Genomic DNA, 13,334 nt, shown 5'->3' with positions numbered 1-13,334 from the left:
CGGGGGCCGCGGCTGACGTCGTGATCGTCGAGCCGTATCTCGCGGGCACCTCGATCGGCGCCGTGAACGACACGCTCGCCGATCGTCCGCATCGGGTGCTGGGCCTGGGCATCCCTCGGCGCGAGCTGCGCCGCTACGGCACGATCGACGAGCATCTCGCCGGGCAGGGGCTGGACCCGGCGTCCTTGCGGGAGCGCATCGCCGGGTTCCTGCGACGCTGAGGCCGTGGTGCCCTCGCCGGGTCGGGTCGGGGTGGGGCGGGGCGGTCCGGTTGGGGTGATGTTGGCGAGCTTGGTGAGGTTGGGTTGGTGAGGTTTGGTTGGTGAGGTTTGGTTGGTGAGGTTGGTGCGTCGGTGCGGTCGGTGGCGGTCGGCCCGGTCTGTGCGGTCGGGCCGTCGTTCCGGTCGGTGCGGCCGGTGCGGTCGGGCCGGTCTGTGCGGTCAGTTCAGTCCGTGGTTCAGATGTGCTTTTCCAGCCAGCTCAGCAGGTCCTGCTGGACCTCCTCCCGGTTGGTCTCATTGAGGATCTCGTGCCGGGCCCCCCGGTACCCCTTCCAGCTCAGCTGCCGCGTGCCGCCGTAGCGGAAGTCCTCGAGGAGTTCATAGACGAGCGTCATCCCCTGGTTGCAGGGGTCCTCGGTGCCCACCGCCAGGTGCACCGGCAGAGCGGCCGGGATACGGGACTGGTGGCGCGGATCGTTGATCTTGCGCACACCACGCACCCAGTCCAGGGACAGACCGGCGCTGAACGCGAAGCCGCACCGCTCGTCCGCCGCGTACGCGGCCACCTCCGCCGCGTCGCGAGACAGCCACTCGAAGCCCGTCTCGAACTCATACGGGTCGTTGAACGAGGCGAAGAGGGTCGGGGTGAAGGTGGACAGCGCCGTCCGGCCCCGTTCCGCGATCTCCCCGCCGATGCTCGCCAGCGCCTCCTCGGTCTCACTTCCCGGCAGTGAGCGGAAGGTTCCGGAGAGGATCAGCCCGGCCAGTTCCTGTCCGTACTCCTGGGCGCAGTCGCGGGCCAGCATCGAGCCCATGCTGTGGCCGAGGAGGACCAGTGGGACGCGGGGGTGCTCGGCTCGGGTGCGGTCGCCGACCGTGCGCAGGTCGGAGACGATCGCCCGCCAGGCGTCGCCCTCCTCGCCCACGATGCCGAGGCCGCCCGTCGACTCGGCGGTGGCGCCGTGGCCACGGTGGTCCGAGGCGACCACCGCATAGCCGTGCGCGGCGAGGAAGCGGGCGAACCGGTCGTAGCGCCGGGCGTGTTCGGCGGCGCCGTAGGCCGAGCCCGCTCGCCCCGGGCCCGTCCCCCGGCCTGGCTCCCTTACACCCGAACCCGTCCCCCGGGCCTGGCCTCCTTACGCCGGGCCCGCGGCCCGGGTCCCCGCCGAGGCCATGCCGAGCCAGGTGTGCGGATTGCCCTCCCAGCACCAGCCCAGTTTCGGTGCCTTCTGACTGATCCAGATCGCCGGGACCCGGCGGTCACCGCACCGTGAACCGCCCAGCGAGAAACACTTGTTCTTGACCAGCACCTGCGGGAAGTGGGTGATGAGCGCGATCCCTTCCTCGATGGTGAGAAGCGTGCGGCCCCGCCCGGTGATGACGTTCATGGCGTCGTGGGGCACGGCGCCGCAGAACTCCTCGCCCCGCTCGACCTCGAGCAGCAGATACGCGTCCTGGGCGGGAAGCCCGGTCTCCTCGGTGGCGACGAACCGTTCCAGCGCACCGGGCTCGAAGGTCCGGTCGACGAAGCCGGGCAGGCGCCCGCCGTGCAGGGTGGTGCGCGGCATCGTCTCCTCGATCGGAGCCACGTTCCGGGTGACGACGAGCAGGAAGGGCACACGGCCGTCGGCCCCGGGTTCGCAAGGGCTCACCGGGGCCGCCGCGGCGCGGGCGCGCAGCGGTGCGACCAGCGCGGCGAACCGCTCCGGGCCGAGGCCGGACAGCGCCGGGTAGCCGAGGTCGGTCAGGGTGCGCACCTGGCGGTCGAATTCGGCTTCCGGGTCGAAGGGGGTCCGGGCCAAGGGGGTTCCTCTCGTCGGGGGCTCGGGTGACGGGTCGTCGCGAGGGCTCAGGAGACAGGTCGTCGTCGGGGACTCGGGGACCGGTCGTCGAGGCAGGTTCAGGGATCGAAGGGTTCGGGATCGGAGAGTTCGGGATCAGTAGGCCCGTGATCAGAAAGGTCCGGGTTTAGAAGGTCCGGATTTAGAAGGTCCGGATTCGGAAGCGCCCGGATTCGGAAGGGCCGGGACCAGAAAAGTCCGGGATCGCGGATCGGAGATTGGAGCAGGGGCCACGGCGGGGCCGGACGCGGCCCCGGGGCCCAGACCCGCCGCAGACCCGCCGCAGACCCGCCGCAGGCCCCGTGCCGTCACCTGGGCGCCTCGATCCTGGCCAGGGAGCCCGTCTCCAGCGCGCACCACAGCGCGCCGCCGTACGGGGCGATGCCATGCGGTTCGCAGTCGGCACGGGGCAGGTCGTACGCCGTGATCCGGCCGTCGGTGGTGATGCGTCCGACGCCGCCGCGGCCCCATTCGGTGAACCACAGCGCCCCGTCGGGGCCGCTGGTGACGGCGTGCGGCCGGGCCTGGCGGTCGGGCAGCGGGTATTCGGTGACGGTGCCGTCCACCGTGATGCGGCCGATCTGCCCCGCGCCGATCTCGGTGAACCACAGGGCGCCGTCCGGCCCTTCGGCGATGCCCACCGGCGCGGCGGCCTCGGTCGGCAGGGGGTGGGTGACCGTCCGGCCGTCCATGGTGATCCGGCCGATGGCGTTGCCCTGGTTGAGGGTGAACCACATCGCGCCATCGGGCCCCGCCGCCACGGCGGACGGGAAGGCCCCGGACGCCGAGTACTCGGTGATGTGGCCGTCCATGGTGATCCGCCCGATGCGGTCGGCGCCCGCCAGCGTGAACCACATCGCCCCGTCCGGGCCCGCGGCGATCCCGTACGGACCGCCCTCGGCGGTCGGCGGAGCGAAGGTGGAGGTCGCGCCGTCCACGGTGATCCTGCCGATGCGGTGCGTGCCGTGCTCGGTGAACCACAGGGCGCCGTCGGGCCCGGGGGCGATCACCATCGGCTGCGCGCCGACGGCGTGGACGGCGATCCGGCCGTCCAAGTCCCTGCGGCCGATCGCGCCCTGGTGGACCAGGGTGAACCACAGGGCCCCGTCGGGGCCGCCGGTGAGCGCGTAGGGCCCCGCGTCCGGCCGGCTGACGGTGACGACGCGGACCGGGTCGGCGAGCCACCGGCCGATCCGGTCCAGCAGCACTTCGCCCCGCTCGGACAGGTGGAAGGCGTGCGGCATGTCCTCGTACTCCTCCAGGCGCACGCTCACCCCGGCGGCGTCGGCCTTCTCGGCGAAGCGGCGGGCGTCGTCCAGGAGCACCTCCTCCGTGCCGACGGCGATCAGCAGGGGCGGCAGCCCGCGCGGATCCCCGTACAGCGGCGACTGCGGGGCCTCCTCGGCGGGCGCTCCGGCCAGGTACTGGTCCCGTACGGAGCCGAGAACGGTCTGGTTCAGCACGTCCTTGCCGTCGTTGGCGGAGAGCGACGCTCCGGTCAGGGCGAAGTCGGTGACGGGCGAGATCGCGACCGCCGCACCGGGCCGCGGACCGCCGGTCCGCCGGATCTCCAGCAGGGCGGACAGCACCAGCGTGGCGCCCGCCGACTCACCGGCGAGCACGACCTCGGCGGCGGGGACGCCCGCGTCCAGCACGCTGTGCCAGGCGGCCAGGACGTCCTCGAGCGCGGCGGGATAGGGGTGTTCGGGCGCCAGTCGGTAGTCCACCCGCAGGACCGGCCGTCCGGTCGCCCGCGACAGCCGATAGGCCATCACCCGCTCGGCCTCGGGCATGGTGTGGACGAACCCGCCACCGTGCGCGTAGATCACCGCGCCGCCCCGCGCGCCGGGCGCGCGGACCCAGTCGCCACGCACATCGGCGTCGTCCGGGAGCGGGGCGGCGATCGGCGCGGCGGCTCGGTCGCGGACCGCTCGGGCGGCCCCGGGCGCCGCGGGAACGGTGATGACGTTCAGCAACAGTCCTCCGTCGTGGGTGGTGGTGGCCGGGTTCCGCCGCGCGGGCCGACCGGGAGGGCGCCCCTGCTGTCCGCGGGCGGCGGCGCCGTCGGCGCGATGTGCCGGTGCCGCCCACCTTCCTCCGAGGAAAAATTTACGACCGGCGTAAAGTTAGGCCCGCAGCCATCAGGGTGTCAACGTAAAAATACGACGAGGGTACGATTCGCTCATGGGTATCGAGCCGAGCACCATGCGGGACACCGCGGCCACGGGCCACACGGGCCTGCGCGAGGCCAAGAAGCGGGAGACGCGGCAGCTGATCTCCGATCGGGCGACCCGACTCTTCATGGCGCAGGGCTACGAACGCACCACCATCGCCGAGATCGCCGATGCCGCACGCGTCGCCAAGAAGACGGTGACCAACTACTTCCCGCGCAAGGAGGACCTGGCCCTCGACCACCAGGACGAGTTCGTCTCCGGCCCCGCCCGCACCGTCGCCGCCCGGGAGCCCGGCGAATCCGCCCTCGCGGCGCTGCGTCGCGCCTTTCTCTCCGCCGTCGCGGCGCGGGATCCGATCGCCGGTTTCGCCGGGCCGGACTTCACCCGCATGATCGCGGAGAGCCCCACCCTCTCGGCCTGTCTGCGCGGCCTGCACGACCAGCGCGAGGAGGCCCTGGCCGCCGCTCTCGCCGAGGCCACCGGCGCATCCCCGGGCGACATCACCGTGCGCACAGCCGCTTCCCTGCTCGCCGGGGTGCACCGCGTCCTCTTCCGCCGGATCCACGACCTCACGCTCGCGGGGCACACCGATTCGGAGATCGCCGAGGTCCTGGAAGCGGAGGCCACCCAGGCGTTCGCCCTGCTCGAACCGGCCCTCGCCGACTACGCGCGGGGGTGAGCCCGCCCTCGGACGCCATCCCCGGACCTACGGACGCCACCCCCAAACCTACGGACGTCATTCCCGGGCCTACGGCCGCCGCCCCCGGACCTACGAACCTCGTCCGCGGACCCACGCCACGGACACTGCCCCCAGCCCCACCGTTGCCCCCAACCCCAGCCTCGCCACCGTCGCCCCCGCCCCACGGGCGCCGCCGACAGCCGTCCCCTCGGACGTCAGCGCGCCGCCGCCAGCGCGGCCGTGAGGGCGGCGGGGGCCTCGGCCAGGGAAGGGCCGTACCAGGTGAGGTGACGGCCGCTGACCAGGGCCGCCGGGAGGCCGGGGAACGCCTCGGGGCCGTCCTCGGCCGTGAAGCGGTACGGCTCGTCGGGCAGCACCACCAGATCCGCGTTCCGGGCCGTCAACTCCTGGATCGGGACCCGGGGATAGCGCTCGGGATGGGTGCTGTAGAGGTGCCGTACGCCCAGCCGGGCCAGGACGTCACCGGCGAAGGTGTCCCGTCCCAGCACCATCCACGGACGCCGCCACACCGGGACGACGGCGTGCCGCACCGGGCCGGTGGCCCGTACGTCGGCCCAGGCGGCCTCGGCCTCGGCCAGCCAGGCGGGCCGGCCGAGTCCGCAGCCGTGCACCAGGACCCGCTCCAGCTCGGCGAACGCCTGCTCCAGCGTGCGCACTTCGGTCACCAGGACCTCGAGGCCCGCGGTGCGCAGCGCGGCCAGGTCGGACGGGCGGTTCTCCTCCTCGTTGGCGATCACGAGATCCGGTGCGAGGGCGGCGATCCGGGCGGTGTCGGGATTCTTGGTGCCGCCGATCCGCTCCGCGGCCAGGCCGGGCGGGTGGGTGCACCAGTCGGTCACCCCGACCAGCAGCTCCGGCGCGGTGGCGGCGACGGCCTCGGTGAGCGAGGGCACGAGGGACACCACGCGCCGTACGGGGGTACGAGGACTCATCGCTCCACCGTACGGCGCGGCCGCCCGCGGCTCACCAGGCCGGTACGGAGCCGGCACAAACCCGGCCGCCCGTCCACAGCACACAGCACCGCGGCCCGGAGCGAGTGCTCCGGGCCGCGGTGCTGTGTGCGTGCCGTGTACGGCGAGCCGGAAACCCACCGGGCGGCCACCACGCGACCACCACACGAGCAACCACCACACAGGCACGACACGGGCAACCACCACACAGGCGCGATACGGGCAACCACCACACGAGCAACCACCACACAGGCGGTCATCGGGCGGCCCACCCGGTGGATCAGGTCCTCACCGAGTGGGCCGGGAAACCCCACCGAGCAGGCCAGGAACAGCCCACCGGACGGAGATCAGGAAGCCACCGGCGCCATCTTGTCGACGATGCCGGGGTGGGCGTCCATCCACTTCTGGACACCCTTCTCCTCGTTGCCCTTACCGGCCTCCTGGACGGCCTGTTCCAGACTCGCCAGCTCCTGGTTGGTCATGTGCCACTTCTTCAGCCACCCGTAGAACTCCGGGTACTTCTTCGGGAAGGACTTGTGGCCGAGCGAACGGATCTCGTTGTTGGCCCCGAACGCCTTCTTCGGGTCGGCGAGCCGGGTGATCTGGTACTTGCTGTACGCCCAGTGCGGGGTCCACAGGACGACCGCGACCGGTTCGTGCTTGGCGTACGAGCGCTCCAGCTGCGCCAGCATGGCCGGCGAGGAGCCGTCGCTGACCTTGTACTCCTTGTCCAGGCCGTACGCCGGCAGCACCTTGTTCTTGAGCATCTTCATCTGGCCGGTGCCCGGTTCGATGCCGATGATCCTCCCCTTGAAGGTGGACCCCTTGCCCTTCAGATCCGCCAGGGACTTCACGCCCTTGACGTAGGACGGCACGGCGATATCGAGAGAGGTTTTGTCGTACCAGGGCCCGATATCGACCAGATTCTCCTTGTACTTGTCCCAGTACTGTTTCTGGCCGACCGGCAGCCAGGCGTCGAATTCCACATCGACCTGCCCGCTGCTCATCCCGGTGAACATGGAGCCGACGTCGTACTGCTTGATCGACGGCTTGTAGCCGCGCCGCTCGAGGACGTTCTTCCACAGGTAGGTGGTGGCCACGTCCTCGTCCCACGGGAAGTAGCCGATCTTCGGCGCGGCTCCGGCGTCCTTGCCCTTCTGGTCGGCACCGGGCACCGGGGCGAGCTTGTTGACCATGCCGGGGTTCTTCTTGAGCCAGGCGCGCACGCCCTGCTGCTCCTTGCCCTTACCGGCGTCCTGGATCTCGGACTCCAGGCTGGTGAGCTGCTTCTCGCTCAGCTTGAAGTTCTTCATCCACTGGGCGACCTGCGGGTTCTTCTGGGAGAAGCCCTTGCGCGCGATGGTGTCGACGTGGTCGCCCTTACCGAAGGCCCCCTTGGTGTCCTTCAGCTTGGTGAGGTGGTACTTGTCGTACGCCCAGTGCGGGGACCACAGGGTGACCGCGATCGGCTCCTGCTTGGCGTAGGAGCGGTCCAGCTGGGAGAGCATGGCCGCGGTCGAGCCCTTGACCAGGGTGAAGTTCTTGTTCAGGCCGTAGGCCGGCATGACCTTGTCCTGCATCAGCTTCATCTCACCGGCGCCGGGCTCAATACCGATGATCTTGCCCTTGAAGGTGGACGACTTCTTCTCGAGGTCGTCCAGGGTCTTCACGCCCTTGACGTACGAGGGCACCGCGACCTCCAGGGAGGTGGGGCCGTACCAGGAGCCGAGGTTCTCCAGCTTGTCCTTGTACTTGGCCCAGTACGCGGCATGGGTCGCGGGCAGCCAGCCGTCGGTCTGCAGATCGATGTTGCCGGCGGCCATACCGGTCCACAGCGCGCCGACGTCGTAGGACTGCACCTTGGGCTTGAAGCCGCGCTGCTCCAGCAGCTCCTTCCACAGGAAGGTGGAGGCGACGCCCTCGTCCCAGTTGATGTAGCCGATGTTGACCGACTGGCCCTTGCCGACGTCGGCGGAGACCTGGGAGCCGTCCTCGTCCCCGGAGAAGACGTGCATCCCGCCGGCGACCAGCGCCAGGGCGACGACGCCGACCATGGCGACGGAGGTCGCGGGGCGCCAGCGCAGCACCTTGAAGCCGCTGAGCGCCTTGGCCTGCTCCCTGGCCAGCGCGCGGCGGGCCAGCGGGGAGACGCGCTGGTTGAGCGCACTGGTCATCCGGTCCAGGTACATGGCCAGGATGACGACCGCGATACCGCCCTCGAAGCCCATGGCGACGTCGACGGAGCTGATCGCCTGGAAGACGGTGGAGCCCAGGCCCTCGGCGCCGACCATACCGGCGATGACGACCATGGACAGCGCCAGCATGATCACCTGGTTGACGCCCGCCATGATGGTGGGCAGGGCCAGCGGGAGCTGGACGCGCAGCAGGGTGCGGCGCGGATGGGTGCCGAAGGCGTCGGCCGCCTCGACCAGCTCCGTATCCACCTGCCGGATGCCGAGTTCCGTCATGCGGACGCCCGGGGGCATCGAGAAGATGACGGTGGCGACGACGCCGGGGACCACTCCGAGGCCGAAGAAGAAGATGCCGGGGATCAGGTAGACGAAGGCGGGCATCGTCTGCATGAAGTCCAGCACCGGGCGGATCACGGCGCTCACCGCGCGGTTGCGGGAGGCCCAGATGCCCAGCGGCACCGCGAACACGATGGTGATCACACCGGCGACCAGCACCAGCGCGAGCGTGTTCATCGCCTCGCCCCACAACTCGATCGAGTCGATGAGGGCGAATCCCAGGAACGCGAGCACGGCGGGCATCAGCCCGCGCAGCCACCAGGCGAGCACCGCGAGGATGCCCGCGAACAGCAGCGGCTCGGGGGCGCCGAGCACGGTGTTCACCGCGTCGTACATGCCCTGGACGACGCTGGATATGAAGTCGAAGAGCCAGCTCAGATTGTCTCGGAGCCAGTTGACGCCGGAGTTGATCCAGTCGCCGACCTGAAGCCTAGGCACCGGTGATCACCTTCTTCCCGGTCCGGGACTCGTCCGGCCTGCCGTCGGCCGGTGGTGTCGCCCCGCCCCCTCCGGTGTCCGGCTCACCGAGCACGGCGAGCAGCCGGGCGCGGGTGACGGCCCCCACCAGGGCGCCGTCGTCGTCGGTGACGGCGACCGCGACCCCGCTGCGCGAACAGGGCCCGAACAGCTCGATGATCGGGGTGTCCGTGGTGACGGTGGCGGGGGCCGCCGCCAGTACGTCCCGCTCGGTGTCGAGCCGGGTACCGTCGTCGGTCTCGGTGCCCAGCACCTCACTCGGTTCGGCCATGATCGCGCCGGCCGTGAGCACCCGGCTGCGGTCGACGTCCTGGGTGAAGGAGGCGACGTAGTCGTTGGCCGGGGTGACCAGGATGTCCTCGGCGGTGCCGACCTGGACGATCCGGCCGTCGCGCATCACGGCGATGTGGTCGCCGAGCCGCATGGCCTCGTTCAGGTCGTGGGTGATGAAGACGATGGTCTTCTTGAGCCGCTTCTGCAGCTGGAGCAGCTGGTCCTGCATATCGCGGCGGATCAGCGGGTCGAGCGCGCTGAAGGACTCGTCCATCAGCAGCAGATCGGCGTCGGTGGCCAGCGCGCGGGCGAGGCCGACGCGCTGCTGCATACCGCCGGAGAGCTCATCGGGCCAGGACTTCTCCCAGCCCGCCAGGCCGACCAGCTCCAGCGCCTCGGTGGCGCGCCGGACGCGCTCCTCGCGCGGCACGCCCTGTACCTCGAGGCCGTAGCCGGCGTTCTCCAGCACGCTGCGGTGCGGGAAGAGGGCGAAGTGCTGGAAGACCATGCTGATCTTGTGGGACCGCACCCGGCGCAGGTCCCTGGGGCTGAGCGCGGTCAGATCGTCGTCGTCGAAGAGCACGCGTCCCGCGGTCGGCTCCAGCAGCCCGTTCAGCATGCGCAACAGCGTGGACTTACCGGATCCGGACAGACCCATGACGACGAAGATCTGGCCCGCCTCGACGGCGAAGGATGCGTCGATGACCGCCGCTGTCGTGCCGTTCGCGCGCAGTTCGTCACGGTCCGCACCGCCCTCGAGCTTCGCCACCGCCTCATCAGGTCGTCTGCCGAACACCTTGTACAGATGCTCGGCTCGCAGTTTTGACACATGCACCTCTCAGATCGCAACAAAAAGCGACCCGCCACCCCCGCCGGCGGGTCGTGGAGCAGCGCGGTATGGGACCGCAGGCCGCCGCAATAGTTGAATCACTGAACGGGTTCGCTCCGGCTGCGCGCCTGCCCTGATCGCGATGGCGCAAACCAAACGGTGACTCAGATCACATGATCGTCGCGTTCCTGTCAGTGCGGTGAGGCATGATCAGGGGCGTGACGCGACGCCTGATGCTCCTCGACACCGCCTCCCTCTACTTCCGGGCCTACTTCGGCGTGCCGGATTCGGTCCGGGCCCCGGACGGCACTCCGGTGAACGCCGTGCGCGGCCTCCTCGACTTCATCGCCCGGCTCGTCCAGGACCACCGCCCGGACGACCTGGTGGCCTGCATGGACGCCGACTGGCGCCCGGCCTGGCGGGTCGCGCTGATCCCCACCTACAAGGCCCACCGGGTCGCCGAGGAGGCCCCGGAGGCGGGCGGGGTGGACCAGGAGGAGGTGCCGGACACCCTCTCCCCGCAGATCCCGGTGATCGACGAGGTGCTCGACGCGATCGGCATCGCCCGGGTGGGCGCCGCGGGCTACGAGGCCGACGACGTGATCGGCACGCTCACCGGCCGGGCAGCCGGCCCGGTCGACATCGTCACCGGGGACCGCGATCTGTTCCAGCTGGTGGACGACGAGCGCGGGGTGCGGGTGCTCTACCCGGTCAAGGGCGTGGGCACGCTGCGACTGGTCGACGAGTCCTATGTGCGCGAGAAGTACGGCGTGGGCGGCTTGGGGTACGCGGATCTGGCGCTGCTGCGCGGCGACCCCAGCGACGGGCTGCCGGGCGTGCCCGGCATCGGCGAGAAGACCGCCGCGAAGCTGCTGGCCGCCCACGGCGACCTGGCCGGGATCATGGCCGCCGTCGACGACCCCGCCGCCCAGCTGACCCCCGCCCAGCGCAAGCGGCTGGCCGAGGCGCGGGCGTATGTCGAGGTCGCCCCGAAGGTGGTGCGGGTCGCCGCGGACGTGGCCCTGCCCGCCTTCGACGCGGCGCTGCCGCGGTCGCCGCGCGACCCCGGGGCCGTGGCGGCGCTGGCGGAGCGCTGGGGCTTGGGCGGATCTTTGCGCAGGCTCCTTTCCACTCTCCAGGGGTGAGCTGTTAGGTTAGGTAAACCTAACTCTTTTTGATCAGGGAGGTCGCCATGGCAGACCGTCCGGCCCGCAGGACGCGCACGCCGCATCGCGCACAGGTGGTGCGCACCGACCGGCTCACCCCGCATATGGTGCGGGTCGTCCTGGGCGGCGACGGCCTCGCCGACTTCCACGCGGGCGAGTGGACCGACCACTACATCAAGTTGCTCTTCCCGTCCGGGGGCGCCACCTACCCCGAGCCGTTCGACCTGGAGCGGGTCCGCGCCGAGTTCCCGCGCGACCAGTGGCCGGTGACCCGTACGTACACGGTGCGGGCGTGGGACCCGGCGGCCCGCGAGCTGACCGTGGACTTCGTTACCCATGGCGACGAGGGGCTCGCCGGGCCGTGGGCCGCCCGGGTCCAGCCGGGCGAGGAGATCTTCTTCATGGGGCCGGGCGGCGCCTACGCCCCCAGCGCCGACGCCGACTGGCACCTGTTCGCGGGCGACGAGAGCGCGCTGCCCGCGATCGCCGCCGCGCTGGAGCGGCTCGCCGCCACCGCGTCCCGGGACGGCGGCGCGGCCGGGGCGCCGGTGCACACCTTCATCGAGGTCGCGGACGAGAAGGAGGAGCTCAAGCTCACCGTGCCGGACGGGGTCGAGGTGAGCTGGCTGCACCGGGGCGGCGCACCGGTCGGCGAGGCGCTGGTGGCGGCCGTCCGGGAGCTGGAGTTCCCGGACGGACAGGTGCACGCCTTCGTCCACGGCGAGGCGGGCTTCGTGAAGGAGATCCGCCGCCATCTGCGCGTCGACCGGCAGATCCCGCGCGAGTGGCTGTCCATCTCCGGTTACTGGCGGCGCGGCCACGACGAGGACGGCTGGCAGGCGTCGAAGCGGGAGTGGAACCGGCAGGTCGAGGCCGAGCAGGAGGGGGCGGAGCCCGGCGGGGTCGCGGCCTAGCCAGGGCCTGCCCGACGAGTGATCGCGCCACCGGATCGGGTAGCAGATCGCTCCAGTGGGTTGCCTCCGCCGCGTCCAGGCAGCGCGGTACCGCACCACGGTTGGCGGTGAGGGAGGCGATGCGTATCCGCGTGTCCGCCGCCGTCTCGCGCAGTACGGCGATCATGACGGGGCAGGGGGCGAGCCGTGGCGCCCTGCCCCGGACGCAGGGGAGCGGGTCGGCCCACCACCCCGTGGAATAACTTCCGGCAGGCCATGGACACCCTCGTCGGCATTCCGCGCCGCACCACCGAACGGCCGCGGCTCCGGTCCCGAGGTCACCACCCGTCGCCTCGCCGCCCACCGCCCGCGCGTCGGGCGTACGAGGCGTTCTGCGACGAGCCGGGGCGTCCTCCGGCCCATGTCGGTCTCGCATGGCTGCTGCACCGGGCCGGGTGACGGGACCGATCACCGGTCCCCGCACTGTCGGCCACCTCGAACACACCGCTCAAGCCCGCGACATCCGGCTCGGCGCGGACCAACTGACCCGCCCGGACGAGGTCTTCCCGCTGCCCGGGGGCCCGGTTCCCGAGGCGTACGCCTGGGGAGCCCGGGACGGGGCGGTCCCTGACGGCTCTCTCCTCACCGGGCCGCGCTTTCGCGTCACCGGGGAGCGCACAACGGCAGATATCGCCAGCCCGGGGGCTTTTATCCCTACTTACACATGAATACCGCCATGCATCAATTGCACCTATCGCGTCCTTCACTCGATCGCTTAAATCGGTAGCAGCGAGATTGACGGCGCCCCGTGCGACGGCGCCGAGTCGCTTCCCACCGGACGACCCGCCTCCGGTGCCGGCCCCGAGGCGGCGGGTCCTCCCGCGCCCTTCCCCGCCCTACCGGAACGTCCCACACGGTTCGCGAGCCACCCCAGTCATCGGCCCGCCCTCCGTTCGCGTCCCCGGCAGAGCGGCACGACCGAAAGAGAAGGATCATGGCAACCATCACCTCGCTGGTGGACACGACCACCACCACCAACCAGGGCAAACCCGGGGACACCGTTCAGATCAACGGCACCTCTCTGGGCTCTACCACGAGGGTCAACTTCGGCTCGACAGCGGTCACTCCGGCCTCCGTCACCGCGACCCAGGTCACCTTCGTCGTGCCCAGCACGGCGCCCTGCTCCGGACAGGTCTCGGTCAGCGTCACCACCAACACCGGCGCCACCAGCAACGCCCTGCCGTTCTTCGTCATCGCCACGCCGACGACCACGGGGCTGAGC

Annotated in this window: 9 protein-coding genes and 3 pseudogenes; 5 read left to right on the top strand and 7 right to left on the bottom strand. The window is 71.1% G+C overall.

Features of this window, described 5'->3' with window-relative positions; genetic code table 11:
* A pseudogene (locus AXW62_RS04425) lies at positions 1–221 on the top strand (transketolase); the annotation flags it as partial.
* A gap of 236 nt (positions 222–457) precedes the next feature.
* On the opposite strand, the pseudogene AXW62_RS04420 reads toward AXW62_RS04425, so the two are convergent.
* The 4 genes and pseudogenes from AXW62_RS04420 to AXW62_RS45420 form a co-directional block, all read right to left on the bottom strand.
* Positions 458–1,282 (bottom strand): annotated as a pseudogene (locus AXW62_RS04420) (alpha/beta fold hydrolase); the annotation flags it as partial.
* Between the two features lie 75 nt (positions 1,283–1,357).
* The gene (locus tag AXW62_RS04415; RefSeq protein ID WP_060943320.1) at positions 1,358–2,023 is read right to left on the bottom strand and encodes a DUF5701 family protein; all 666 of its coding nucleotides are present in this window, start codon (positions 2,021–2,023) and stop codon (positions 1,358–1,360) included.
* A gap of 347 nt (positions 2,024–2,370) precedes the next feature.
* A complete protein-coding gene (locus AXW62_RS45425) occupies positions 2,371–3,267 on the bottom strand; it encodes a Vgb family protein (RefSeq protein WP_422398429.1) in 897 nt (298 codons plus the stop codon).
* A 33-nt stretch (positions 3,268–3,300) separates the two neighbouring features.
* A pseudogene (locus AXW62_RS45420) lies at positions 3,301–3,891 on the bottom strand (alpha/beta hydrolase); the annotation flags it as partial.
* 355 nt (positions 3,892–4,246) lie between these two features.
* Between AXW62_RS45420 and AXW62_RS04405 the strand changes: the two are divergent.
* On the top strand, positions 4,247–4,915 hold the full coding sequence (locus AXW62_RS04405; RefSeq protein WP_244502799.1) for a TetR/AcrR family transcriptional regulator: 669 nt from the start codon (positions 4,247–4,249) through the stop codon (positions 4,913–4,915).
* 215 nt (positions 4,916–5,130) lie between these two features.
* Here AXW62_RS04405 and AXW62_RS04400 read toward each other — a convergent pair whose 3' ends face one another.
* The 3 genes from AXW62_RS04400 to AXW62_RS04390 form a co-directional block, all read right to left on the bottom strand.
* Positions 5,131–5,868 carry a helical backbone metal receptor gene (locus AXW62_RS04400; RefSeq protein WP_060943319.1) on the bottom strand — a complete coding sequence of 246 codons (738 nt, stop codon included), beginning with the start codon at positions 5,866–5,868 and terminating at the stop codon, positions 5,131–5,133.
* Positions 5,869–6,233: 365 nt separating this feature from the next.
* The gene (locus tag AXW62_RS04395; RefSeq protein ID WP_060943318.1) at positions 6,234–8,852 is read right to left on the bottom strand and encodes an ABC transporter permease/substrate binding protein; all 2,619 of its coding nucleotides are present in this window, start codon (positions 8,850–8,852) and stop codon (positions 6,234–6,236) included.
* On the bottom strand, positions 8,845–9,993 hold the full coding sequence (locus AXW62_RS04390) for a quaternary amine ABC transporter ATP-binding protein (protein ID WP_078962253.1): 1,149 nt from the start codon (positions 9,991–9,993) through the stop codon (positions 8,845–8,847). The genes AXW62_RS04395 and AXW62_RS04390 overlap by 8 nt, the downstream gene beginning before the upstream one ends.
* 233 nt (positions 9,994–10,226) lie before the next feature.
* Between AXW62_RS04390 and AXW62_RS04385 the strand changes: the two genes are divergently transcribed.
* The 3 genes from AXW62_RS04385 to AXW62_RS04375 form a co-directional block, all read left to right on the top strand.
* On the top strand, positions 10,227–11,138 hold the full coding sequence (locus tag AXW62_RS04385; protein ID WP_060943317.1) for a 5'-3' exonuclease: 912 nt from the start codon (positions 10,227–10,229) through the stop codon (positions 11,136–11,138).
* A 47-nt stretch (positions 11,139–11,185) separates the two neighbouring features.
* Positions 11,186–12,073, top strand: coding sequence for a siderophore-interacting protein (locus tag AXW62_RS04380; protein ID WP_060943316.1), 888 nt, complete (start codon positions 11,186–11,188; stop codon positions 12,071–12,073).
* A 973-nt stretch (positions 12,074–13,046) separates the two neighbouring features.
* Positions 13,047–13,334 (top strand): choice-of-anchor Z repeating domain-containing protein (locus AXW62_RS04375; RefSeq protein WP_174556347.1); only part of this gene is annotated, 288 nt, incomplete at its 3' end.

The organism is Streptomyces hygroscopicus subsp. hygroscopicus, from assembly GCF_001553455.1.
Classification (GTDB): domain Bacteria; phylum Actinomycetota; class Actinomycetes; order Streptomycetales; family Streptomycetaceae; genus Streptomyces; species Streptomyces hygroscopicus.
The sequence above is the reverse complement of the archived record's forward strand: the minus strand, read 5'-3'. Positions and strand labels throughout refer to the sequence as shown.

Coding starts and splice junctions, on each gene's coding strand:
- AXW62_RS04385 (WP_060943317.1), top strand. CDS start 10,227: ATGCTCCTCGACACCGCCTCCCTCTACTTCCGGGCCTACTTCGGCGTG.
- AXW62_RS04400 (WP_060943319.1), bottom strand. CDS start 5,868: ATGAGTCCTCGTACCCCCGTACGGCGCGTGGTGTCCCTCGTGCCCTCG.
- AXW62_RS04405 (WP_244502799.1), top strand. CDS start 4,247: ATGGGTATCGAGCCGAGCACCATGCGGGACACCGCGGCCACGGGCCAC.
- AXW62_RS04380 (WP_060943316.1), top strand. CDS start 11,186: ATGGCAGACCGTCCGGCCCGCAGGACGCGCACGCCGCATCGCGCACAG.